The organism is Clavibacter sp. VKM Ac-2872 (genome assembly GCF_015351105.1).
In the GTDB taxonomy this organism is placed as follows: Bacteria; Actinomycetota; Actinomycetes; order Actinomycetales; family Microbacteriaceae; genus Clavibacter.
This window is the reverse complement of record NZ_JADKRR010000001.1, coordinates 1415597-1437224: the sequence shown is the minus strand read 5'-3', so window position 1 is coordinate 1437224 and position 21628 is coordinate 1415597. Positions and strand designations below refer to the sequence as shown.

The 21628-nt window shown below is 71.9% G+C and carries 21 protein-coding genes and 1 pseudogene; 5 read left to right on the top strand and 17 right to left on the bottom strand.

Annotation, left to right across the window (positions count from 1 at the left end; all coding sequences use genetic code 11):
• Positions 1–91 precede the first annotated feature (91 nt).
• The 3 genes and pseudogenes from ITJ40_RS06855 to ITJ40_RS17425 all read right to left on the bottom strand — a co-directional run.
• Positions 92–1648: a YifB family Mg chelatase-like AAA ATPase gene (locus ITJ40_RS06855; RefSeq protein ID WP_194666333.1), complete on the bottom strand. Its 1557-nt coding sequence runs from the start codon at positions 1646–1648 to the stop codon at positions 92–94.
• Positions 1648–2004, bottom strand: a complete 357-nt coding sequence (locus ITJ40_RS06850) for a YraN family protein (protein WP_194666332.1) — start codon at positions 2002–2004, stop codon at positions 1648–1650. Before ITJ40_RS06850 ends, ITJ40_RS06855 begins: the two co-directional genes overlap by 1 nt.
• Before the next feature lie 113 nt (positions 2005–2117).
• A pseudogene (locus ITJ40_RS17425) lies at positions 2118–2276 on the bottom strand (DUF2469 family protein); the annotation flags it as partial.
• Positions 2277–2950: 674 nt separating this feature from the next.
• On the opposite strand from ITJ40_RS17425, the gene ITJ40_RS06840 reads away from it, so the two are divergent.
• Together ITJ40_RS06840 and ITJ40_RS06835 are read left to right on the top strand one after the other, a co-directional pair.
• The gene (locus ITJ40_RS06840; protein WP_194666330.1) at positions 2951–5293 is read left to right on the top strand and encodes a glycoside hydrolase domain-containing protein; all 2343 of its coding nucleotides are present in this window, start codon (positions 2951–2953) and stop codon (positions 5291–5293) included.
• Positions 5294–5399: 106 nt separating this feature from the next.
• Positions 5400–5897 carry a hypothetical protein gene (locus ITJ40_RS06835; protein WP_194666329.1) on the top strand — a complete coding sequence of 166 codons (498 nt, stop codon included), beginning with the start codon at positions 5400–5402 and terminating at the stop codon, positions 5895–5897.
• 54 nt (positions 5898–5951) lie between these two features.
• Here the strand turns inward: ITJ40_RS06835 and ITJ40_RS06830 are convergent, their stop codons facing one another.
• The 6 genes from ITJ40_RS06830 to ITJ40_RS06805 all read right to left on the bottom strand — a co-directional run bounded on the left by ITJ40_RS06830 (position 5952) and on the right by ITJ40_RS06805 (position 9301).
• Entirely contained in the window at positions 5952–6308 is a 357-nt protein-coding gene (locus tag ITJ40_RS06830; protein WP_194666328.1) for a YraN family protein, read from the bottom strand.
• Between the two features lie 107 nt (positions 6309–6415).
• Positions 6416–6739: a DUF2469 family protein gene (locus ITJ40_RS06825; RefSeq protein WP_194666327.1), complete on the bottom strand. Its 324-nt coding sequence runs from the start codon at positions 6737–6739 to the stop codon at positions 6416–6418.
• A gap of 76 nt (positions 6740–6815) precedes the next feature.
• Positions 6816–7475 carry a ribonuclease HII gene (locus ITJ40_RS06820; protein ID WP_194666326.1) on the bottom strand — a complete coding sequence of 220 codons (660 nt, stop codon included), beginning with the start codon at positions 7473–7475 and terminating at the stop codon, positions 6816–6818.
• Positions 7475–8227, bottom strand: a complete 753-nt coding sequence (gene lepB / locus ITJ40_RS06815) for a signal peptidase I (RefSeq protein WP_194666325.1) — start codon at positions 8225–8227, stop codon at positions 7475–7477. The genes ITJ40_RS06820 and lepB overlap by 1 nt, the downstream gene beginning before the upstream one ends.
• Before the next feature lie 66 nt (positions 8228–8293).
• A complete protein-coding gene (rplS, locus tag ITJ40_RS06810; protein WP_012298189.1) occupies positions 8294–8638 on the bottom strand; it encodes a 50S ribosomal protein L19 in 345 nt (114 codons plus the stop codon).
• 171 nt (positions 8639–8809) lie between these two features.
• Positions 8810–9301 (bottom strand): hypothetical protein, encoded by a 492-nt coding sequence (locus ITJ40_RS06805; RefSeq protein ID WP_194666324.1) that lies wholly within the window; start codon positions 9299–9301, stop codon positions 8810–8812.
• Positions 9302–9371: 70 nt separating this feature from the next.
• Here ITJ40_RS06805 and map point away from each other — a divergent pair, with 70 nt between their 5' ends.
• Positions 9372–10139, top strand: coding sequence for a type I methionyl aminopeptidase (gene map / locus ITJ40_RS06800; protein WP_194666323.1), 768 nt, complete (start codon positions 9372–9374; stop codon positions 10137–10139).
• A gap of 21 nt (positions 10140–10160) precedes the next feature.
• Here map and trmD read toward each other — a convergent pair whose 3' ends face one another.
• Genes trmD through rpsP form a run of 4 tightly spaced genes read right to left on the bottom strand, consistent with a single transcriptional unit; the run spans position 10161 to position 12121 of the window.
• Positions 10161–10847 carry a tRNA (guanosine(37)-N1)-methyltransferase TrmD gene (gene trmD, locus ITJ40_RS06795; RefSeq protein ID WP_194666322.1) on the bottom strand — a complete coding sequence of 229 codons (687 nt, stop codon included), beginning with the start codon at positions 10845–10847 and terminating at the stop codon, positions 10161–10163.
• A 1-nt stretch (position 10848) separates the two neighbouring features.
• Positions 10849–11490: a ribosome maturation factor RimM gene (rimM, locus tag ITJ40_RS06790; protein WP_194666321.1), complete on the bottom strand. Its 642-nt coding sequence runs from the start codon at positions 11488–11490 to the stop codon at positions 10849–10851.
• Entirely contained in the window at positions 11468–11704 is a 237-nt protein-coding gene (locus tag ITJ40_RS06785; RefSeq protein ID WP_012038054.1) for an RNA-binding protein, read from the bottom strand. Before ITJ40_RS06785 ends, rimM begins: the two co-directional genes overlap by 23 nt.
• Positions 11705–11707: 3 nt before the next feature.
• Positions 11708–12121 carry a 30S ribosomal protein S16 gene (gene rpsP, locus ITJ40_RS06780; protein WP_015490055.1) on the bottom strand — a complete coding sequence of 138 codons (414 nt, stop codon included), beginning with the start codon at positions 12119–12121 and terminating at the stop codon, positions 11708–11710.
• A gap of 272 nt (positions 12122–12393) precedes the next feature.
• Here rpsP and ITJ40_RS06775 point away from each other — a divergent pair, with 272 nt between their 5' ends.
• Both ITJ40_RS06775 and ITJ40_RS06770 read left to right on the top strand, forming a co-directional pair.
• On the top strand, positions 12394–13527 hold the full coding sequence (locus ITJ40_RS06775; RefSeq protein ID WP_194666320.1) for a glutamate--cysteine ligase: 1134 nt from the start codon (positions 12394–12396) through the stop codon (positions 13525–13527).
• Positions 13528–13546: 19 nt separating this feature from the next.
• On the top strand, positions 13547–14740 hold the full coding sequence (locus tag ITJ40_RS06770; RefSeq protein WP_370532004.1) for a MarP family serine protease: 1194 nt from the start codon (positions 13547–13549) through the stop codon (positions 14738–14740).
• Between the two features lie 10 nt (positions 14741–14750).
• On the opposite strand, the gene ITJ40_RS06765 is transcribed toward ITJ40_RS06770, so the two are convergent.
• From ITJ40_RS06765 to ITJ40_RS06750, 4 genes are all read right to left on the bottom strand, one after another.
• Positions 14751–15128: a VOC family protein gene (locus ITJ40_RS06765; RefSeq protein ID WP_194666318.1), complete on the bottom strand. Its 378-nt coding sequence runs from the start codon at positions 15126–15128 to the stop codon at positions 14751–14753.
• A gap of 137 nt (positions 15129–15265) precedes the next feature.
• Positions 15266–16837: a signal recognition particle protein gene (ffh, locus tag ITJ40_RS06760; RefSeq protein ID WP_194666317.1), complete on the bottom strand. Its 1572-nt coding sequence runs from the start codon at positions 16835–16837 to the stop codon at positions 15266–15268.
• 61 nt (positions 16838–16898) lie between these two features.
• The gene (gene ftsY, locus ITJ40_RS06755) at positions 16899–17774 is read right to left on the bottom strand and encodes a signal recognition particle-docking protein FtsY (protein ID WP_043587307.1); all 876 of its coding nucleotides are present in this window, start codon (positions 17772–17774) and stop codon (positions 16899–16901) included.
• Between the two features lie 20 nt (positions 17775–17794).
• Positions 17795–21559 carry an AAA family ATPase gene (locus tag ITJ40_RS06750; protein WP_194666316.1) on the bottom strand — a complete coding sequence of 1255 codons (3765 nt, stop codon included), beginning with the start codon at positions 21557–21559 and terminating at the stop codon, positions 17795–17797.
• Positions 21560–21628: the final 69 nt, after the last annotated feature.

Sequence of the window (21628 nt, the reverse complement as noted above, 5' to 3'; positions counted from 1 at the left end):
CGGGAGCGGCATGCGGACGGAGAGGGCGACGGACGGTCGGAGCCGTCGGGTCCCGAGGCAGCGTCCACGACGGCGTCCCCGTCGTGCGCCGTCACGAGGCACCTCGCAGCAGGAGAGCGCGGCCCAGGTGATCCGCGTCGGGGCTGGACGCGCCCTCCAGGTCCGCCAGCGTCCACCCGATCCGCAGCACCCGGTCGTAGCCGCGCATGGTGAGGAGACCACGGTCCAACGCGCGGTCCAGGGACGCCGTCGCCCCTCGGGCGACACGCGCCTCGCGCCGGAGCCAGGTGCCCGAGACGCGGGCGTTGGTGCGCCACGGCGTCATGGCCCACCGCTCCGCGGCCGCAGCCCGAGCAGCCGCGACGCGGACGCGGGCCGTCGACGTCGTGACGCGGGGTGCATCGTCCGCAGCCAGGTGCACGGCGGTCGTGACCCTGCGGACGCCGAGCCGGATGTCCATGCGGTCCATGAGGGGCCCGGAGAGGCGTGCCAGGTAGCGCCGGCGCGCCTGCGGTGGGCACGAGCAGTCGGACCCCGCCACACCGTAGGACCCGCACGGGCAGGGGTTCGCCGCCATCACGAGCTGGAAGCGCCCGGGATAGTGGGCGACGCCGTTCGCCCGATGGATGCTGATGACGCCGGACTCGAGGGGCTGCCGCAGGCAGTCGAGCACCGCGCTGGCGAACTCCGGCGCCTCGTCGAGGAAGAGCACTCCCCCGCTGGCGCGCACGGCCGCCCCGGGGCGGATGCGCCCGCTGCCACCTCCGACGATGCCCGCGGCGCTGGCCGTGTGGTGCGGAGCCTCCAGCGGAGGCCGCACGGGCAGCTCGGGTCCCAGCCGCTCTCCGCAGAGCGACCGGATGCAGCCGACCTCCAGCGCCGCTTCCTCGTCCAGGTCGGGCAGGAGGCCGGGGAGCCGTTGCGCGAGCATCGTCTTCCCCGCGCCGGGCGGCCCGAGCAGGAACATGTGGTGCCCGCCCGCGGCGGCGACCACGAGCGCCTCCACGGCCTCCTCGTTGCCGACGACGTCCCCGAGGCACGGATCCGTCGCCTCCTCTCCCGGGAGCGCCCCACCGGCGCCGCCCCTCGCGACGGCGCTGATCGTGCCGAGCCCCTCCTCGGGCCCCGACTCGAGTTCGGCGCCGTGGTGGATCGCCGCGTCGCGGAGCCCGGCGACCGCGATCACGGTCATGTCCGGCACCAGGGACGCCTCGTCCTCGTGGCAACGCGGCACCATGACGCGGCGGACGCCCGCCCGCCGCGCCGCGAGCACCGCCGGGAGGATGCCGTGGGTCGGCCGCAGGCGCCCGTCGAGGCCCAGCTCGCCGAGGTGCACCGTTCCGGCCACGGATTCGGCCGATACGGATCCGCCCGCCGCCAGGATCGCCAGGGCGATGGCGAGGTCGAATCCGGAGCCGTGCTTGGGCAGCACCGCCGGCGAGAGGTTGACGGTGACCCGCCGGACCGGGAACTCGCATCCGGCGTTGCCCGTGGCGGCGCGCACCCGTTCGCGGGCCTGGCTGAGCGCGGCGTCCGGAAGGCCGATGAGCACGAAGCCGGGGAGCTGGCTCGTGATGTCGGCCTCGACGTCGACGAGCGCGCCGTCGAGGCCCGAGAGCGCGACGGCGAGGGTGCGACCCACGGCCATCAGCACGCGCTCCGGACCACGTCGACCGTGGGCACGCCGCCACGCGGCCACACCACGCCCACCACGTCGATCCGCACAGGACCGCGGCGCTCGGGGTGCGCCTCGCACCACAAGCCCGCGAGCACCCGCAGCCTGGCGGCCTTCGCCCGGGTGACCGCCTCCAGCGGGTGTCCGTACGCGAGGCCCGCGCGCGTCTTCACCTCCACGAGCACGGTGGTGCCCGCGTGCGTCATGACGAGGTCGATCTCGCCCTCGCGGCACCGCCAGTTGCGCTCCACGAGGGTGTAGCCGCGCTCGGTCAGATGCCGCGCGGCGAGCTCCTCGCCGCGTCGTCCCAGGTCCTGCGTGCGTGTCATGGGCACCTCCGCGAGGAGGATGCGCCGCCCGGGACGCGCGGATCGCCTCGCGTGACGACACCGTGCGCTTCGCGGCGCCGGGGCGTCTGGGGAGGGAGCACGGTGACGCCCTGCTCGTCGATCGCGAGCTCCTGGGGGAGCTCGAACTCCTTCGCCGACCGCTCCTCGACGTCGACGTCCGTGAAGGTGAGCACCCGAACCGACTTCACGACGCGATCGGAGCGGTAGACGTCCCACACCCACACGTCGGTCGTCGTCAGCTCGAGGGGGAAACTGCCGCCATCGGGACACCGCAGACGCACCGCCCCCTCCCGAGGACGCCGCTGACGCCCGCCAGCGTCGTCGCCCCGACGAGCAGCGCAGTCTCGAGCACAAGAACCGCGCTGCGGGTGGACGACTCGGGCACAGCCAGCCGAATGCCCCCCCATCTGACCGACAGCACCGTGGGGTGCAGAGCCCGGCGACGTGCTCGGCCCACAGGAAGCTCATGCGGACAGAGGGAGAGCACGGGACCCAGCGCGGCACGCCACGCCACGGGCTCGACCGAGAGGGCAGGAGCCGCAACACAGCTCCACGAGGGCAGTCGGCTGCCAGCGGTCAAGGTGCTGATGACGGCCCTCCCGACGCGCACCACCCTCGCCTCGCTCGTCCACGAGTCACTCCCTGACGACTCACACGCGAACACCTCCCGCGTGGATCAACCTCGGCGCCGACGCCGCAGCCCTGCTGAGCACGCCCGCGTCGGGGATCAGCGCAGGACTCCTGACCAACCGGGACTTCGCGCACCGGCACGTGGACGACCAGTGACGGCGACCAATCGGTGCCGCATGGACCAGAAGGACCATCGGCAGTCACTGCGGTAGTGCCTGTCTTCGCGCACGGGTTGATCGCAACACCGTACGGTCGTCGGCCAACGGAGCTCGATCCTTAACGAGAGGCATGTCTCATGGCAGATCAGTGGGTACTCGCGTCACAGCAGTGGCTCAACACGACGTTCGGCTCGGCATCGGGCTGGACGACGGTGACCGAGGACGGCAGCACCGGCCACGGCACCGTCGACGGCCTGATCGAGGGGCTCCAGGACCTCCTCGGCATCAGCCCGGTCGTCCCGTCGTTCGGCCCGACCACCTGGACCAAGCTCCAGGCGCACGGCAACGTCACTGATTCCGACAGTGCGACGTGGATCACCCTCGTGCAGGCCGCGCTGTACTGCAAGGGCTACCCCGGAGCGAGCCTCGACGGGAGATGGGCAGACACCCTCCCGTCGGTCAGGCAGCTGTCCGCCGACCTCGGTCTCGGCAGCAGTGTCACAGGCCTCACCCCGAAGACGTTCCGCGCCCTTCTCAGCACCGACCCCGCGGTGAAGATCGACGGCGGGTCCGACGCCATCCGCGCCGCGCAGCAATACCTCAACGCCACATACGGCAGCCACGCGGGCTTCTCCTACAACTCCACCGGCGGCATCTTCGACCGCTCCACACAGCAGAACCTGGTCCGCGGCATCCAGTACGAGCTCGGTCAGACAGACACCGCAGCAGACGGCGCCTTCGGCCCAGGCACAGGGTCGCAGCTCAAGGCGAACATCTCCTCCATCGTCCGCGTCGGCTCGGCTGGCCGATGGGTCGCCCTGTTCAAGGCTGCGCTCACCTTCAACGGTTATCCCGTGCTCTTCGACAGCACCTTCGCCGCGACGGACAGCGTCGTCGTGAAGCGATACCAGGAGTTCGAAGGCTTCACCGCCACCGACCAGACCGGCATCGGCGACTATCCGACGTGGGCGGAACTCATCGTCAGCACGGGTGACCCGAACCGTCCCGGTGCTGGCGCTGACATGGCGTCCACGATCACCCCCGCACGGGCTCAGTCCCTCAATGCAGCCGGCTACACCGTCGTCGGCCGGTACCTCACCAACGAGCAGGCGACGAACTTCCTCGACAAGAGGATCAAGCCGGGTGAACTCGAGGTCATCTTCGGTGCTGGCCTCCGTTTGTTCCCCATCTTCGAAGAAGGCGGTTACGAGGCCTCGTGGTTCACCGCGGCGCAGGGCACGGAGGATGCCCAGCGGGCCTACGACGCCGCTGTGACCTACGGCATCCCGGCCGGCACGACGATCTACTTCGCGGTTGACGTCGACGTGGTCGAAGACCAGGTCCGAAGCGCCGTCATGCCGTACTTCGCCGCTCTCAACACGAAGATGAACGACCTCGGGGGCGCGTACGGAGTCGGCATCTACGGTTCCCGCAACACTTGCTCGATCGTCAGCGCCGCCGGGCTCGCGCGGACGTCGTACATCGCGGGACTGTCGACCGGCTTCAGCGGCAACCTCGGGTTTCCGCTTCCGAGCAACTGGGCCTTCAACCAGATCCAGACCCTCACCATCGGTTCTGGCTCCGGCGCAGTCGAGATCGACAAGAACGTCGTCTCTGGACGGGACATCGGAATCAGCGCCGTCAACACCTCGGGGAACCCACTGGCGCAGTTCTTCGCGTACATCGACGCCCTGCAGGCGTACGCGCAGACCTGGTATGACTCCGGGAACGCCACGACCACGCCTGACCGTCTCGTTCTCCAGTACATGCGATACCCGAACTACGGCTCGGGCGTCGGCGACAACAACGGCATCGACGCTGCCGAGTGGGCCGTGATCGCCGGCCGGCTCGACCTCGGGTTCATCTCGTTCGTCGACGAGACCGGTCTTCAGCGGCCGCAGAACTACACCGAACCGAGCCCCCGCGACATCCAGATGGACCCGACGCACTTCGCAGCAGCGGTCGACTCGCTCCTCCAGAACCCCATGAACGATTTCCTAGCCGTCGACATCGGCGAGGGCGGCGGCTGGGCAGGTGATTTCATCCAGTTCGTCGGCACCTGGGTCGCGGCAGGCCGACAGGACATCGACCAGTACACGAAGGAGAACCTGTTCCTCACAGCATCGAGCGGCTTCGGCCCGGACGACTTCTTCGAGGACATCGACGGATGGCTCATCGCGGAGACCCTCCGGAACCACGGGGGCCCGGCCAACGCCGTCATCCGCGACTTCTATGGCGTCGGCGGCGGCTACCGGACCCGCTTGGAAGACTTCCTCCTGCAGCGCTTCGAAGGCAGCGACATCACCGCTGTCCGGATACTGACCCAAGCGCTCCTCCCGGCACTCGGATCGACCTACGACACGTTCAGGACTGCCCTGTACTTGAAGTACGCGCAGAGCCCGTACATGTACTCGTCGGAGGAAGCCGGGCAGTTCGCGAAGGACTTCCTGCAGCAGTACAAGACCTACCTGCTGGTCTGACCCGAACCCGTTCGGCGTCCCCAGCTCGGGACGCCGAACGGGTCGTCCGTCTCGCGACCGATGCGGTCGCGCCGGAGGGTGTGGAAGGGTGACGGAAGCGACAGGGGTGATCATGCACAAGCGGGCCTGGACGATCGGCGTGACAGCGCTGACGACAGCGGCGGTGCTTCTCGGCGTCTACGGAGTGAAGCACGTCGTCGCCCGGACGACGATGTACGGCATCTGCAACTCGATCACCGACAGATGCCACGACGTCCCGGTCGAGACGCTCGAGCTGGTTGCCGGGCTCCGGTGGGACGGAGCCTCGGCGAAGGTCCTGCAGTCCTCTGCGACCCTGTCTCACGGGTTGCTGGGCAGCCCCGAGATCATCAGCGGAGTCCTCGAACTCCGCAACGTCGGTGACGGCGCCAGCCTCGGCGACGGAGCGTCCTATCCGGCGCCCCAGCCAGGGCAGACGCTCAGCACGGAGGAAGGGGAGAGCGTTCTCCGGCAGCTGGGCGCAACCGACGTGACGACGTTGCGCCACAGGGAGCAGCTGGTGGTGTTGCGCGGCGAGACGACGACCACGTCGCTCGTCTACGTGTACAGCGTGCTCTCGCGGTGACGAGCGCTCCATCGACGCCGGAGAGGGCCTCGGCGAGCGTGCGCCCGACGGTCATCAGCAGGCGCACCGCACGACGTCGACCGATGGTCGCCCGCCCCGGGGCCAGACGACTCCCACCACGTCGATCCGCACGGGTCCGAGTCGCTCCGGATGCGCCTGGCACCGGAGGTCCGCGAGCACCCGCACACGCGCGGCCGTGGTCCGCGTGACCGCTTCGAGGGGATTCCCGTAGCCGAGCCCCGCGCGCGTCGTGACCTCCACGAGCACGGTGGTGACCGCGTGCGCCATCACGAGGGCGACCTCGCCCTCGCGGCACGGCCCGTCGCGCTCGACGAGCGCGTAGCCGCGCTCGACCGGATGTCGTACGGCGAGATCCTCGCCACGTCGTCCCAGGTCCTGCTCGCGTGTCATGCGCACCTCCTCGACGAGGATGCGCGATGCGCGCGCACACCGCGGGGGCCCGGATCGAGACCGTGCCCGGCGAGCGGATCACGCCCCTGGAGAGGGAGCGGCGCGCCCTACTCGTCGATCGCGAGCTCCTTCGGGAGCTCGAACTCCTTCGCCGACAGCTCCTCGACGTTGACGTCCTTGAAGGTGAGCACACGCACGGACTTCACGAACCGGTCGGAGCGGTAGACGTCCCAGACCCACACATCGCTCATGGTGAGCTCGAAGTAGAAGTCGTGCTCCGTGTCGCGCCGCACGAGCTCGACCTCGTTGGCGAGGTAGAACCGCCGCTCGGTCTCGACCACGTACTTGAACTGGGACACGATGTCCCGGTACTCCCGGTAGAGCGCCAGCTCCACCTCGCGGTCGTAGTCCTCGAACTCGTCGTCATCCATGGTCCGTCGATCCTAACCGCCCGCGAGGCGGCCGCCCTCCGTCGACGGGCCGGCCCGAGGTGCCCCTCCCGTGGCGTCAGGCCGTCGCGTCGCCGAGCACGCCGGAGAGCCACGTGCGCCGATGGAGGGGCGAGGCGCCGCGCGCCCGGATGGCATCGAGGTGCGCGGCGCTGCCGTAGCCCTTGTTGCCCGCCCACCCGTACTCGGGCAGGTCCTCGTGCCAGACGGCCATCATCCGGTCGCGCTCCACCTTGGCGAGCACGGACGCGGCGGCCACCGAGGCGCAGTCGCGGTCGGCCTTGACGCGCAGGCGCACGGGCACGGGGTGGGCGAGGTGCGGCGTGAGCCAGTCGTGCGCGCCATCCAGCAGGACGACGCTGGCGAGCAGCGGGACGCCGGCCTGGTGCAGCTCGACGAGCGCGCGACGTCCGGCGAGGCCGAGGCACGCGGTGATGCCGAGCTCGTCGACCTCGGCCGCGGAGGCCATGCCGATGGCGGAGTGCCGGACCCACCCGGCGACGACCGGGTGCAGCGCCTCGCGGCGCTTCTCACTGAGCATCTTCGAGTCGCGGAGGCCGGGTGGGAATCCCACGGCGTCCGGCCCCACGACGGCCATGCCGACGGCGACGGGTCCCGCGAGGGCACCGCGGCCCACCTCGTCGCAGCCGATCACGAACCTCGCACCCGCGCGGAGGAGCTCGTGCTCCAGCTCGAGCGTGGGATCCGCGACGGGCATCAGCCCGCGGGGACCGGGTCGGGCACGTCGCCGAACGTCTCGGGGTGGTCGCTGAGGATCGACCAGCGGTCGATGGGCCAGGTGATGACGAACGCGCGCCCGACGACGTGGTCGATGGGCACGAATCCGTGCGTGGGCCCGTCGACGTTGTACCGGGAGTCGGCGGAGTTGCCCCGGTTGTCGCCCATGACCCACAGCGAGTCGGCGGGGACGGTGATGTCGAAGGGATCGTCCGACGCCCGCGTGTCGCCGGGGACGAGCTTGAGGTACGGCTCGTCCAGCGGCACGTCGTTCACGCTCATCTGACCGAGCGAGTTGCAGCAGACGACGTGATCGCCCGGCAGCCCGATGAGTCGCTTGATGAGGTGGTCGTTGCTGTCCGACGCGGACAACCCGACCGTGGTGAGGGCCCAGTCGACCGCGGCGGCGAGCGGCGGCTTGTCGACCTCGGGCGACGGCGTGAGCCAGCCCCCGGGATCGCGGAAGACGACCACGTCACCGCGCTCGAGCGGCACGAACCGCGGTGTGAGCTGGTTGACCACGATGCGGTCGTCGATCTGCAGCGTGTCCTCCATGGAGGACGACGGGATGTAGAACGACCGGATCAGGAACGCCTTGATCAGGATCGATACGAGGAGGGCCACCACGAAGATGACGAGGACGTCCCGGAGGAACGTCTTCCATCCACGCGACCCCTTGTCGCTGTGCCTGCCCGAGGATCTGGTCTCCATGGGCGCCGTGCTGTCTGTCATTTAACCGCCTGAGCTCCCGGCAAGTGTAGATGCCGGGAGCTCGGTGGGATGACAGGTGTGGACGCTCTAGGAGCGCTTCTCCTTGATCTTCGCCTTCTTGCCGCGCAGATCGCGCAGGAAGTACAGCTTGGCGCGACGCACGTCGCCGCGCGTCACGACCTCGATGTGGTCGATGACCGGGGAGTGCACCGGGAAGGTGCGCTCGACGCCGACCTGGAAGCTGACCTTGCGGACGCAGAACGTCTCGCGGACGCCCTCGCCCTGGCGGCCGATGACGATGCCCTGGAACACCTGGATGCGCGAGCGGCTGCCCTCGACGATGTTGACGTGGACCTTGACCGTGTCGCCGGCGCGGAAGTCGGGGATGTCCGACCGCAGCGACGCCTTGTCGACGGAATCGAGGATGTGCATGGTGTACCGCTCTCTGCAACCGCCACGGGTCGACTGCGCATCAATGTCTGGAAGGGGAACGGCCCGCATGAGTGGCCGACTCCCCCGTGGCAGGGTCGACGGCAGGCACGATCGCCCATTGTGTCACCTCGGGCGCGTCGAGCGCAAAGCGCGGAGCCCGCGGACGACGGATCAGTCGAGCCGGATGGTGCGTCCCGCGCCGGGCCCCTCGGCTGGCTTCCACTCGGGGGGACGCGGCTGGGCGTCGCGCTCGATGACCGCGATGACCTCCTGCATGCGCTGCCGCGCCTCCGCGACGAGCTGCCGGATGCCCAGCGCGACGAGCGCGACCGCGGCGAGGGCCGCGACGACGGCGCACCAGGTGCTCACGACGGAGTAGGTGCCCGTGCCGACGACGGCGAGGGTCAGCACGCCCATCGCGACCGCGTCCGTCGGCGAGACGGCCCGGGCCGTGCGGACGGAGCGCCGGGCCAGGCCGAGGCCGAGGCCGAGGATCAGGGCGATCCCGAGGGCGCCCGCCGCGAGCATCACGAGGAGGAGCTCCCATCCGCCGGAACCGAACGCCGCCCAGCCCACCAGGAGCCAGGCGGGCAGCACGACCACCGCGGCGAACTGCCAGCGGTAGAGCACGCGGCGGAGGCCGAGGAGCGGGGACTGCTGCATGGGTCGATGGTACGAGCTGATCCTGGGCGCCACAGGGGCGTCGTAGCCCGGCTCCCGTAGGATCCTCCGCGTGATGGAACTGCGAACGCCCGCCGAGATGGACCAGATGCGACCCGCCGGGGAGTTCGTGGCCTCCGTGCTCACCGCCCTCGCCGCGAAGGCCGACGTCGGCGTGAACCTCCTCGACCTCGACCGTGAGGCGCACCGGATGATCCGCCAGCGCGGCGCGGAGTCCTGCTACATCGACTACCACCCGTCCTTCGGCGCCATGCCCTTCGGCAAGGTGCTCTGCACGTCCGTCAACGACGGCGTGCTGCACGGGCTCCCCCACGACTACCGGCTGCAGGACGGCGACCTCCTGAGCCTCGACTTCGCCGCCAGCGTCGACGGCTGGGTCAGCGACTCGGCCGTGAGCGTCATCGTCGGGACGCCGCGCGCGGAGGACGTCCGCCTCATCGAGGTGACGACCGCCGCGCTCGAGGCCGGGATCCGCGCGGCGCAGCCGGGCGGACGCACCGGCGACATCTCGGCCGCCATCGGCGCCGTCGCGACGGAGGCCGGGTACTCGGTCAACACCGACTTCGGCGGGCACGGCGTCGGGCGCACGATGCACGGCGACCCGCACATCGCCAACCAGGGTCGTCCGAACCGCGGCGTCCCGCTGCGACCCGGACTCGTCATCGCGATCGAGCCGTGGTTCCTGCAGAGCACCGACGAGATCTACACGGACAAGGACGGCTGGACGCTCCGGAGCGCCGACGGCTCGCGCGGCGCGCACATGGAGCACACGGTCGCCATCACGGAGGCCGGTCCGCTCATCCTCACCGCGCGCTCCTAGCGGGAGCGGCTGCGGCGCGGGTCAGTCCGGGAGCAGGTCCGGGCGGACCCGGCGCGTGCGCTCGAGCTGCTGCTCGCGACGCCACGCCGCGATGGCGCCGTGGTTGCCGCTGCGCAGCACGTCGGGCACGGCGAGCCCCCGCCACTCGGGCGGCTTCGTGTAGCTCGGGTGCTCGAGCAGGCCGTCGGAGTGGCTCTCCTCCACGAGGCTCGCGGGGTTGCCCACGACGCCGGGGACGAGCCGGCCGATGGCCTCGATCATGGCCATGACGGCGACCTCGCCGCCGTTCAGCACGTAGTCGCCGAGGCTCACCAGGCGCACCCGGGCGCGCGTGGCCGTGTGGTCGACGACGCGCTGGTCGATGCCCTCGTAGCGGCCGCAGCCGAACGCGAGGTGCGGTTCCGCGGAGAGCTCCTGCGCCATGGCCTGCGTGAAGACCTCGCCGGCGGGCGACGGGAAGACGACGACCGGATCCGTGTCGTCGGCGAGCACCTCGTCCATGGCCTCGCCCCAGGGCTCGGGGCGCATGACCATGCCGGCTCCACCACCGTAGGGGGTGTCGTCGACGGTGCGGTGGCGGTCGTGCGTAAAGGCGCGCAGGTCGTGCACGCGGAGGTCGATGAGACCGGACTGCCGCGCACGTCCGAGGAGGGAGATGTCGAGCACCCCGAAGAACTCCGGGAAGATCGAGACGATGTCGATCCGCATGTCAGCGGGCGTCGTCGCCCTCGGGGGCGTCCGCGGGCTCGGCATCCGCCGTCTCGGCGTCCACGGGCGTCGGCTTCTCGTCCGGGACCTCCTCGAAGAGCCCGAGGGGCGGCGTGACGACGAGCGTGCCGGCCTCCACATCGACCGACGGGACGATGGCCTGGACGAAGGGGACGAGGACTGTGCCCGATGGGGTGTCGACGTGCAGCAGGTCCTGCGCCGGGAAGTGGTCGACGAGCGCGACGGTGCCGACCTCGACGCCGTCGCGGAGGACCTTCAGGCCCACGAGCTGGTGGTCGTACCAGGCGTCGGGCTCGGCGGGCTCGTCGGCCGGCGGCGTCATCCAGAGGATGGCCTTGGCGAGCGACTCGGCCGCGGTGCGATCGGCGACGCCCTCGAAGAAGCCCACGGGGTGGCTGTTGTACCAGCGGAGCTCGGTGAGCGTGAGGGACCGGCCGTGCCAGGGGGACGACTCGGGGACCTGGAGCGAGAACTCGGCTCCGGGCGTGAAGCGCTTGTCGGGGTCGTCCGTGAACAGCTCGAGCTTCACGGCGCCCTTGAGCCCGTGCGCCTTGGTCAGCCGGCCAACGCGGAACGCCGCGGGGTCACGGGCGATGTCCTCAGGAATCGGTGTCCACCACATCGACGCGGACGCGCTGGCCGTCGGCGAGAGCCGAGACGAGCGTCCGGAGGGCCTTCGCGGTGCGACCCGCTCGGCCGATGACCCGGCCGAGGTCCTCGGGGTGCACGCGCACCTCGAGGACCTCGCCGCGGGGGGATCCCTTGCTCGTCACGGAGACGTCGTCCGGGTGCTCGACGATGCCCTTGACCAGATGAGCGAGCGCGGGAGCGAGCATGGGCTAGGCCTGCTCCTCGGTCGACTCGGCCTCGGGCGCGGCGGCCTCGGGCGCGGGTGCGGCCTTCTCGGTCTTCGGCTTGAGGACCGGCTTCTTCTTCTCGTCCGCGACGTAGGCGGGCTTCGCCTCGCGGGTGCGGACGGTGGAGACCGCGTCCTTGTCGCCCTTGAAGCGACCCCAGTCGCCCGTGAGCTTGAGGAGGGCCTCGACCTGCTCGGTGGGCTGTGCGCCCACGGAGAGCCAGTACTGCGCCCGCTCCGACTGGACCTCGATGAACGAGGGCTCCTCGGTGGGGTGGTACTTGCCGATCTCCTCGATGACGCGGCCGTCGCGCTTGGTGCGCGAGTCGGCGACGACGATGCGGTAGTACGGCGCGCGGATCTTGCCCAGGCGCTTCAGACGGATCTTGACAGCCACAATTCTCCTGAATTTCTTTTGTGTGGGGTGAACTGACGGCCGTGAGCGTGGGGGCACACTCGGCATTGGTTCGATGGGGTCTCGCGGCGCCTGATTAGAGGGTCGGACGATCGCGGACTCGACAGATCATTATGGCAGACGCAGGGCCCGGCCGGGACCCCTCCGTCGGCGCGCCGAACGGCGTCGTCGCCCGGCCGCCCCACGGGGTGCGTGGCATGATCGGACGACACCCGGCGCATGCGCCCCGAGACACCGTGGACGGCAGGACCCGCATGCAGATCGACTTCGCCCGGCAGCCCCCGTCCCGCGTGGGCATCGAGTGGGAGCTCGCGTGCGTCGACCGGGGCTCGGGCGAGCTCGCCGGCGTCGCGCCCGAGATCCTCCGCTCCTTCCCGCACGACGACGCGCACCCGCACGTGACCGGGGAGTTCCTCACCAACACGGTCGAGGTCGTCAGCGCGCCGCACGCCCGCGTCGGGCACGCCGTGGACGACCTCGCGCGGCTCATCGAGCGGGTCGTGGACGTCGCGGATCCGCTCGGCATCGACCTCATGTGCGCGGGCACGCACCCCTTCAGCGTGTGGCCCGACCAGGACGTGACGCCCGACAACGAGCGCTACGCGACGCTGCTCGACCGCACCAGGTGGTGGGGGCGGCAGATGATGATCTGGGGCGTGCACGTGCACGTCGGCATCGACGACGCGTCCAAGGCGCTGCCGATCCTCAACGCGCTCCTCGTGCACCTCCCCCGGTTCCAGGCCCTCAGCGCGTCCAGCCCCTTCTGGTCCGGGCAGGAGACGGGCTACGCGTCGAACCGGGCGCTCATGTTCCAGCAGCTGCCGACGGCGGGGCTCCCGCCCGACCTCACGACCTGGGCCGACTACGAGCGGCTCGTCGGCGACATGACGCACGTCGGCGTCATCGACCACCACAGCGAGCTGCGCTGGGACATCCGTCCGGCGCCCAAGTGGGGCACCCTCGAGACGCGCGTGTTCGACGGCGTCTCGACGCTCCGGGAGATCGCGTCGCTGGGGGCGCTCGTGCAGTGCCTGGTGCACGACATGTCGGCCGCGCTCGACCGCGGCGAGGAGCTGCCGCGGATGCAGCCGTGGTTCGTGCGCGAGAACAAGTGGCGCGCGGCCCGCTACGGGATGGACGCCATCATCATCCAGGACGCCGCCGGCGAGGAGGCGCTCGTGGGCGACGACACCCGGGAGCTCGTGGAGCGCCTGTCCCCCACCGCCGATGCGCTCGGCTGCGAGGCCGAGCTCCGCGGCATCCTCGAGATCGTCGACCGCGGCGCCAGCTACCAGCGGCAGCTGCGGGTCGCCGAGCACAACGACGGCGCGCTCGCCCCCGTGGTCAGGCACCTCGTCGAGGAGCTGCGCTCAGGATTGGGTCGGTGACGCGGGGCAGACTGTGCTGGTGAGCCCCGCCGTCGACATCGTCATCCTCGTCGTCGCCGTGCTCGCGGCCCTCGCCGGATGGCGTCGCGGAGCCATCGTGACCGTCGCCGGGCTCGCGGGCATCGTGCTGGGCGTCCTGCTCGCGCTGTGGATCACGCCGGCGTTCCTCGCGCTCCTCGACCAGTTCGGCGTGGCCACCGGGATCACGCGCACCCTCGCGGCCGCGGTGCTCATGCTCGTCACCACCTCGCTCGTGAGCGGGATCCTCGCGCAGGTCGCCAGCGTCCTCACGCGACTGCTCCGCCCGCGCGGTGCCGCGCAGGGGCTCGACCGCGGGATCGGCGCCGTCGCCGGGCTCGCCGCCTGGGCCGTCTCGGTCTGGTTCATCGGCGGCTTCCTGGGCTCCAGCGGCGTGATCCCCGCGGTGCAGCTGGCGTCGTCGTCCCGCATCCTGCAGACCCTCGACCGGGTCAGCCCGATCTCGAGCAGCACCGCGCTCTCCGCCCTCGACGACGCGCTCCACGACGTCGGCTACCCGCGCGTGTTCGCGAACGGCGAGGGCGCGATCGCCGACACGGCCGCGCCCGACGCGGACGTCCCGGAGGCCGTGCGCCGCTCCGCGTCGAGCGTGGTGAAGATCCTGTCGTCCGCGCCCGCCTGCGGCACCTCCTCCTCCGGCAGCGGCTGGGTCGTGCAGGGCGACCGCGTCGTGACCAACGCGCATGTCGTGACGGGATCCGACGAGGTCTACGTGCAGCAGGGCGGGACGGGCGAGCTGCTGAAGGCCGAGCTCGTGGTCTTCGACCCCGCGCGCGACGTCGCGATCCTCGCCGTGCCCGGGCTCATCGCGGCGCCGCTCGCGCTCGGCGGCGAGCTCGCCGCCTCCGACGAGGCCGTGGTCGCCGGGTACCCGGGCGGCGGGCCGTACCAGGCCACCGGGGCGCGCATCCGCGAGGTCGTCGAGGCGCTCGGCACCGACATCCAGCACGAGCAACCCGTCACGCGCCAGGTCTACTCCGTGCGCGGCACGGTGCGTCCCGGCGACTCGGGCGGTGCGCTGTTCGACCAGCGGGGACGCGTGGTCGGCCTGGTGTTCGCGACCTCGACGGTGGACTCGCAGACGGGCTACGCGATGACCCTCGGCGAGATCGCGCCCGTGCTGCAGCAGGCCGGCGCATCCACGCCCGTGGACTCCGGGCGCTGCTCCGTCTGACGCGCGGGCGTCACCCCGCGACGACCGACAGGACGTTGCCCGCCGGGTCCCGGAACCAGGCGATGTCCGGGCCGTTGCCGCGCATGATCCCGCGGGCGTCCGTGGGGAGCCCCGCGAAGATCGCCGTCTCGACGCCGCGCGCGTTCAGCTCCACGACCGCGTGCTCGACGTCGTCGACCTGGAGGTTGAGGACCGTGAAGGTCGCGGGCTCGTGGCCGGGCTTCGGGTAGACGAGCACACGCGCGCCGGAACCGGGGAGCACGAGCCGCAGCATGCCCATCTCCGGCACCTCCTCCACCTCGAGGCCGAGGGTGCCGCGGTAGAAGGCGAGGGCGGCGCGGACGTCGTCGACGCTGAATCCGCTGAACGCGGTGACGGGTGCGAACACGGGGAGCTCCTGACGCGCGGGACCGCGACGGGGTGCCGCGGTGCACACCCCACGCTGGCACGTCGCGGACTGTCCGTCCATGGACACGGCCAGGGCCCTCCCGCGTGCGCGAGAGGGCCCTGGGGTCGTGCGCCGGGTCAGCGCCCGAGGAACTTCTGCAGCGAGGCGAGCTCCTCCTCGCTCGGGGTGCCGGCCGCGCCGCCCTTCGCCGCCCCGGCCAGGCCGAAGCCGGACCCCGCGGGAGCCGTGGGTCCGCCGATGCGCTGGCCGGACGCGAGGGCCGCGTTCTCCTGCGCGCGCTTGGCCGGGTTGCCCGACTTCGAGCCCTTCTTCTTCTGCTGCACGGGCTTGCGGCTCGAGTGCGCGCCGGGCATCGGGCCCATGCCGGGGATCTGCGGCATGCCGCCGCGCGCCACCGTGCGCATCATCTTCGAGGCCTGCTCGAAGCGCTGCACGAGGCCGTTGACGTCGGTGACGGTCATGCCGGATCCGCGGGCGATGCGGAGGCGGCGCGAGCCGTTGAGGAGCTTCGGGTTCTGGCGCTCCGCCTTCGTCATCGACTGGATGATCGCCTCGGTGCGGACGATCTCCTTCTCGTCGAAGTTCTCCAGCTGGTCCTTCATGGCGCCCATGCCGGGGAGCATCCCCATCATCTTCTTGAGGGAGCCCTTGCCGCGGAGCTGCTGCATCTGCTTGAGGAAGTCGTCGAGCGTGAAGGTGTCGCTCGCGAGCTTCTGGGCGACCTCCATCGCCTCCTCCTCGTCGAAGGCCTGCTGGGCCTGCTCGATGAGGGTGAGGATGTCGCCGAGGTCGAGGATGCGGCTCGCCATGCGGTCCGGGTGGAAGGGCTCGAAGTCGTCGAGGCCCTCGCCGGTGGAGGCGAACATGATCGGGCGGCCGGTGACGGAGGCGACCGAGAGGGCCGCTCCACCACGGGCGTCGCCGTCGAGCTTGGAGAGCACGACGCCCGTGAAGTCGACGCCGTCCTGGAACGCCTTGGCGGTCGCGACCGCGTCCTGGCCGATCATGGCGTCGATGACGAAGAGGACCTCGTCGGGGTCGGTGGCCTTGCGGATGTCCGCGGCCTGCTTCATCAGCTCCTGGTCGACGCCGAGGCGGCCGGCCGTGTCGATGATGACGACGCTGTACTGCTTGTCGACCGCGTGCTTCATCGCGTCCTTGGCGACGCGCACCGGGTTGCCCCTGCCGTTTCCGGGCTCGGGCGCGAAGACGGGGACGCCCGCCTGCTCGCCGACGACCTGCAGCTGCTGCACGGCGTTGGGGCGCTGGAGGTCGGCCGCGACGAGCATGGGCGTGTGGCCGTCCTTCGCGAGCCACTTACCGAGCTTGCCCGCGAGGGTCGTCTTGCCCGCGCCCTGGAGGCCGGCGAGCATGATCACCGTCGGCGGCCTCTTGGCGAAGGTGATGCGGCGCTGCTGGCCGCCGAGGATGCCGACGAGCTCCTCGTTGACGATCTGCACGACCTGCTGGGCGGGGTTCAGCGCCTGGCTGACCTCGCCGCCGAGCGCGCGCTCGCGGACGGACGCGGTGAACGCCTTGACGACGTCGAGCGCGACGTCGGCCTCGAGGAGCGCGCGGCGGATCTCGCGGACGGTGCCGTCGACGTCGGCGGCGCTGAGCTTGCCCTTGCCGCGCAGGTTCTTGAAGGTCTCGGCGAGGCGGTCCGAGAGAGTTCCGAAGGTAGCCATGGTGGGTCCAGCTTAACCGGCGGCGGAGCGGGGTCGGGCCAGCGCCCGGGTGGGAGGCGGGTCAGCCGACCAGGTTCTGCGCGAAGACGTGCGGCGTGAAGCCCGTCAGGTCGCCGATGCCCTCGCCCTGGCCGATGAGCTTGATCGGGATGCCCGTGCGCTCCTGGACGTTGAGGATGAAGCCGCCCTTGGCGGATCCGTCGAGCTTGGTGATGACGAGGCCTGTGACGCCGCCGTGCTCGATGAACGCCTGCGCCTGGGCGAGCCCGTTCTGGCCGGTCGTCGCGTCGAGCACGAGGAGCACCTCGGCGATGGGCGACTGCTTCTCGACCACGCGGCGGATCTTGGACAGCTCGTCCATGAGGCCGCCCTTCGTGTGCAGGCGACCGGCGGTGTCGATGATGACCATCTCCGTGCCCGTGCGCATCGCGTGCTCGACGGTCTGGAAGGCGACGCTCGCGGGATCCTGGCCCGGCTGCTGCGGGCGCACGATCTCGGCCCCGGCGCGCTCGGCCCAGGTCGCGAGCTGGTCGACGGCGGCCGCGCGGAACGTGTCGGCCGCACCCACCACGACCGTGCGGCCGTAGTTGCGGAGGAACTTGGCGAACTTGCCGATGGTGGTGGTCTTGCCGACGCCGTTGACGCCGACCACCAGGATCACCGCCGGCCGGGCGCTGAGCTTCAGCGTCGGGTCGTGCTTCGCGAGCCGCTCCTCGATGCTCTCGCGGAGCATGCGCTGGAGGTCGCGGGGGTCGGTCGTGCGGTAGCGCTCGACCTTCTGGCGGAGGTCGTCGATGGTGGCCTCGGTGACGTCGGGGCCGAAGTCCGCGGTGATGAGCGCGGTCTCCAGGTCGTCCCACGTCGTCTCGTCGATCGTCGGCTTCGCGAACATCCCGCGGAGCGCGCCGGAGAGGGACCAGGGGGTGCGGGCTGCCATGTGCCCAGCGTAGCCGCGGGTCAGGAGGCGGCCTGCTCCTCGCGGGCGGGCTCGGGCGCGCTGTCGGGCGACGGGTCGGCAGCGGGACCGGCCTCCGGTCGGGCGTCGCGGCTCACGCGCTGGCCGACGACCGCGCTCACGCCGTCCTGCCGCATCGAGACGCCGTAGAGCGCGTCGGCGATCTCCATCGTGCGCTTCTGGTGGGTGATGACGATGAGCTGCGACGTGTCCCTGAGCTGCTCGAGGATCGTGAGCAGGCGGCCGAGGTTGGCGTCGTCGAGGGCCGCCTCGACCTCGTCCATGATGTAGAACGGGCTCGGCCGGGCGGTGAAGATCGCGATGAGGAGGGCGACGGCGGCGAGCGAGCGCTCCCCGCCGGACAGCAGCGACAGGCGCTCGATCCTCTTGCCGGCGGGGCGCACGCTCACCTCGATGCCCGTCGTGAGCAGCTGCTCGGGATCCGTGAGGTGGATGCTGCCGGTGCCGCCCGGGAAGAGGATCGGGAAGACGCGGTCGAACGCCGCCCGCGTGTCCTCGAACGCGGCGGCGAACACGCCCTGCATGGTGCGGTCGATGTCGTCGATGATCGTGAGCAGGTCCTTGCGGGTGGCCGTGAGGTCGGCCAGCTGCTCGGTGAGGAAGAGGTGGCGCTGCTCGAGCGCGGCGAACTCCTCGAGGGCGAGCGGGTTGACGCGGCCGAGCTGGGCGAGCTTCCGCTCGGCGACCTGGAGCCGGGCCCGCTGCTCCTCGCGGTCGAAGGGGCGGGTGGGGACGGGCGGGGCGTCGTCAGCGGCGGCGGCGTCGGCGTCATCCGACGTGCCCGCGTCCGCGGGTGCGCGCCCGTCGGGATCCGCGTCCGCGTCCGCGTCGGACGGGCGCGCGCCGGCGTCCGGGTCCACGCGGTCGGCCGTGTCGTCGGGAGCGTCCGGGTCCACGGCGTCGGCCCGCGGGCGCTGACGCGGCGGCAGCGGCGCCTCCTCGGGGATCGGCACGTCGGGTCCGTACTCGGCGACGAGCACCTCCTCCCCCAGGCCGAGCTCGCTCGCGGCGCGCTCGAGCAGCTGGGAGACCTGCAGGCGCTTCTCGTAGATCTGCAGCTCGAGGCCGTGCACGTCCTCGGTGATGCCGTGCAGGCGCGTGCGCAGCTCCGCCTCCTCCCGGCGGAGCGCCACCAGCTCGGCGTTGCGGCCGGCCCTGGCCTCCTCGGCGCGGGCCAGCACGAGGCGCGCCTCGGCGGTGCTGCGGTCGGCCGCGCGCACCACGGCGGGGAGGGCATCGGCGACGGACGCGGCGCGGGCGATCTGGCGGCGACGGATCACCTGACGACGGGCGGCCTCCTCGGCCGCGGCGCGCTCCGCGGCGAGGCGGCGCTCGAGCGCGACCGTGCGCTCCTGCTCCGCCCGGACGCGCTCGCGGGCGGTCTCGACCTGCAGCCGGGCCTCGATCTCGGCCTCGCGCGCCGCCTCCCACTCGGCGACGAGCGCGTCGCGGCCGCTCGCATCGAGGACGGGCCGCGGGCGGGACCGCGCCTCGTCGAGCGCACGACGGGCGGCGTCGTTCGCGGCGACGGCCTCGTCCACGGAGGCGCTCGCGAGATCCAGGCCGCGCTGCACGCGGGCGAGCTCGGCGGCCGCGGACTCCGCCTGGGCGCGCGAGCGGCTGAGGCGCTCGGCGTGGGCAGCCAGGCGCGCGTCGGCCTCGCGGAGCCCGCCGAGCGCGGCGGACGCGCGCTCGCGGGCGGCGCGCAGGCGCTCCCGGCCGGCCGCGAGATCCACCTGGAGGTCGTCGATGCGGGCGCGGACGCCGGTCAGCGTCGTCGCGGCGGCCTCGCGCGCGGCGACGAGCTCGAGCTTGGAGCGGGTGGCACCGGATCCGCCGCGCAGCACGTGCGCCGACACGACCTCCCCCGCCCGGGTGATCGCCGTGACGGGAGCGTCCGGTCCGTCGAGGAGGGCGACCGCCTCCGCGAGGCCGTCGACGAACACGACGTCCGCGAGGATCCGCCGCACGCCGGCCGGTGCGTCGACCACGGAGGCCGCGGCGACGGGGCCGGCGCTCGGCGCCTCGGCGGGCTGCCCGTCGCCTGGCCCGGCGACGACGACCTCGACGCGACCCAGGTCGTCCTGGACCGCACGCCGGAGCGCCGCGACGGCGTCCTCGTGCGTCTCGGCGAGCACGGCGTCCGCGAGCGAGCCGAGCGCGGCCGCGACGGCCGCCTCGTAGCCCGGCTGCACGTGCACGTGCTCGGCGAGGAGGCCGCGGATGCCGGGGAGGTCCGCGGCGACGAGGTCGCTGGATCCGTCGCGCTGGTCGAGCGCGCTCGCGAGGGCCTGCTCGCGCGCGGCCAGGGCGTCGCGCTCCCGCTCCTTCGCGTGCAGCTCCTCGCGCACGGCCTCGATCGCCGACTCCTCGCTCGCGACGTCGGCCTGCGCGTCCTCGTAGGCGCGCGTCAGCTCGGATCCGCCCTGCTCGTCGGCCTCGCCCTCCGCCTCGCCGCGCTCCCGCTCCGCCTCTGCCGTCTCGAGGCGGGCCCGTGCCGCATCCAGCGCGTTCTGCTGGCGGAGCACCTCGCCGCGGACCGCCGCCAGCCGGGATCCCGCGGTCTCGGCGCGGCCCGTGAGCCCCGCGATCTCGAGGTCATGCCGCGAGACGAGCGCGCTCTGGGCCTGGATCTCCTCGTCGAGCGCATCGAGCGCCTGCCGAGCCGCCGCGGTCGCCTGCCGCGCGGACGCCCAGCCCGCCTCCGCCTCGCCGATCAGCGCGACCAGCCTGGCCGCCTCGTCGCGGGACTCCTGCACGTGCGCGGGGCTCGTGCCTGCTGCGGTCTCGGGGGCGTCGTCGGCGGATCCGAGGAGCGCGAGCCGCTGCTGCGCGAGGGACAGCAGGTTCCGCAGCCGCTCCTGCACCTGCTCGAGCGCGAAGGCCGTGCGGCGGGCGCCGTCGACCTCGTCGCCCTCCTGCTCCTCGACGATGCGCTCCGAGCGGATGACGGCCCGGTCGAGCTTCTCCTGCAGCACCATGCGCTCGGTGGTGCGCTCCTCCTCGGTGCGCGTGTGCTCCGCGAGCGCGCGCCGGAGGGTCACGACCTCGTCGGCCACGAGCCGCGCGCGGGCGTCGCGCACCACGGCAGCCACGGTCTGCGCCTGCCGCGCGACCTCCGCCTGCCGCCCGAGCGGCTTCAGCTGGCGACGGATCTCCCCGGCCAGGTCGTTCAGCCGCGTGAGGTTCGCCTGCATCCCCTCGAGCTTCCGGAGGGTGCGCTCCTTGCGACGGCGGTGCTTGAGGATCCCCGCGGCCTCCTCGATGAAGCCGCGTCGCTCCTCCGGCGTCGCGCGCAGCACGTTGTCGAGCCGTCCCTGGCCGACGATGACGTGCATCTCGCGGCCGAGCCCCGAGTCGCTGAGGAGCTCCTGCACGTCGAGCAGCCGGCAGGACGTGCCGTTGATCGCGTACTCGCTGCCGCCGTTCCGGAACAGCGTGCGGCGGATCGCGACCTCGGTGTAGTCGATGGGCAGCGCGCCGTCGGCGTTGTCGATGGTGAGCGTGACCTCCGCCCGGCCGAGCGGCCCGCGCGTCGAGGTGCCCGCGAAGATGACGTCCTCCATCTTGCCGCCGCGGAGCGTCTTGGCGCCCTGCTCGCCCATGACCCAGGCGAGGGCGTCGACGACGTTCGACTTGCCGGATCCGTTCGGCCCGACGACGCAGGTCACCCCGGTCTCGAACTGGAACGTGGTCGGCTGCGCGAACGACTTGAACCCCTTGAGGGTCAGGCTCTTCAGGTGCACGCCCGTCGCCCTCCTCGCGTGATGGTCTCGATCACGGTACCGGACGCGGGGGCGGGCGCCGGGAGCCGC

Coding starts and splice junctions, on each gene's coding strand:
- rimM (WP_194666321.1), bottom strand. CDS start 11,490: ATGTGGTGGACACCGATTCCTGAGGACATCGCCCGTGACCCCGCGGCG.
- ITJ40_RS06805 (WP_194666324.1), bottom strand. CDS start 9,301: ATGCAGCAGTCCCCGCTCCTCGGCCTCCGCCGCGTGCTCTACCGCTGG.
- ffh (WP_194666317.1), bottom strand. CDS start 16,837: ATGGCTACCTTCGGAACTCTCTCGGACCGCCTCGCCGAGACCTTCAAG.
- ftsY (WP_043587307.1), bottom strand. CDS start 17,774: ATGGCAGCCCGCACCCCCTGGTCCCTCTCCGGCGCGCTCCGCGGGATG.
- ITJ40_RS06820 (WP_194666326.1), bottom strand. CDS start 7,475: ATGCCCGTCGCGGATCCCACGCTCGAGCTGGAGCACGAGCTCCTCCGC.
- rplS (WP_012298189.1), bottom strand. CDS start 8,638: ATGCACATCCTCGATTCCGTCGACAAGGCGTCGCTGCGGTCGGACATC.
- ITJ40_RS06785 (WP_012038054.1), bottom strand. CDS start 11,704: ATGCTCGCTCCCGCGCTCGCTCATCTGGTCAAGGGCATCGTCGAGCAC.
- trmD (WP_194666322.1), bottom strand. CDS start 10,847: ATGCGGATCGACATCGTCTCGATCTTCCCGGAGTTCTTCGGGGTGCTC.
- ITJ40_RS06825 (WP_194666327.1), bottom strand. CDS start 6,739: ATGGATGACGACGAGTTCGAGGACTACGACCGCGAGGTGGAGCTGGCG.
- ITJ40_RS06830 (WP_194666328.1), bottom strand. CDS start 6,308: ATGACACGCGAGCAGGACCTGGGACGACGTGGCGAGGATCTCGCCGTA.
- ITJ40_RS06850 (WP_194666332.1), bottom strand. CDS start 2,004: ATGACACGCACGCAGGACCTGGGACGACGCGGCGAGGAGCTCGCCGCG.
- ITJ40_RS06775 (WP_194666320.1), top strand. CDS start 12,394: ATGCAGATCGACTTCGCCCGGCAGCCCCCGTCCCGCGTGGGCATCGAG.
- ITJ40_RS06855 (WP_194666333.1), bottom strand. CDS start 1,648: ATGGCCGTGGGTCGCACCCTCGCCGTCGCGCTCTCGGGCCTCGACGGC.
- lepB (WP_194666325.1), bottom strand. CDS start 8,227: ATGACAGACAGCACGGCGCCCATGGAGACCAGATCCTCGGGCAGGCAC.
- ITJ40_RS06840 (WP_194666330.1), top strand. CDS start 2,951: ATGGCAGATCAGTGGGTACTCGCGTCACAGCAGTGGCTCAACACGACG.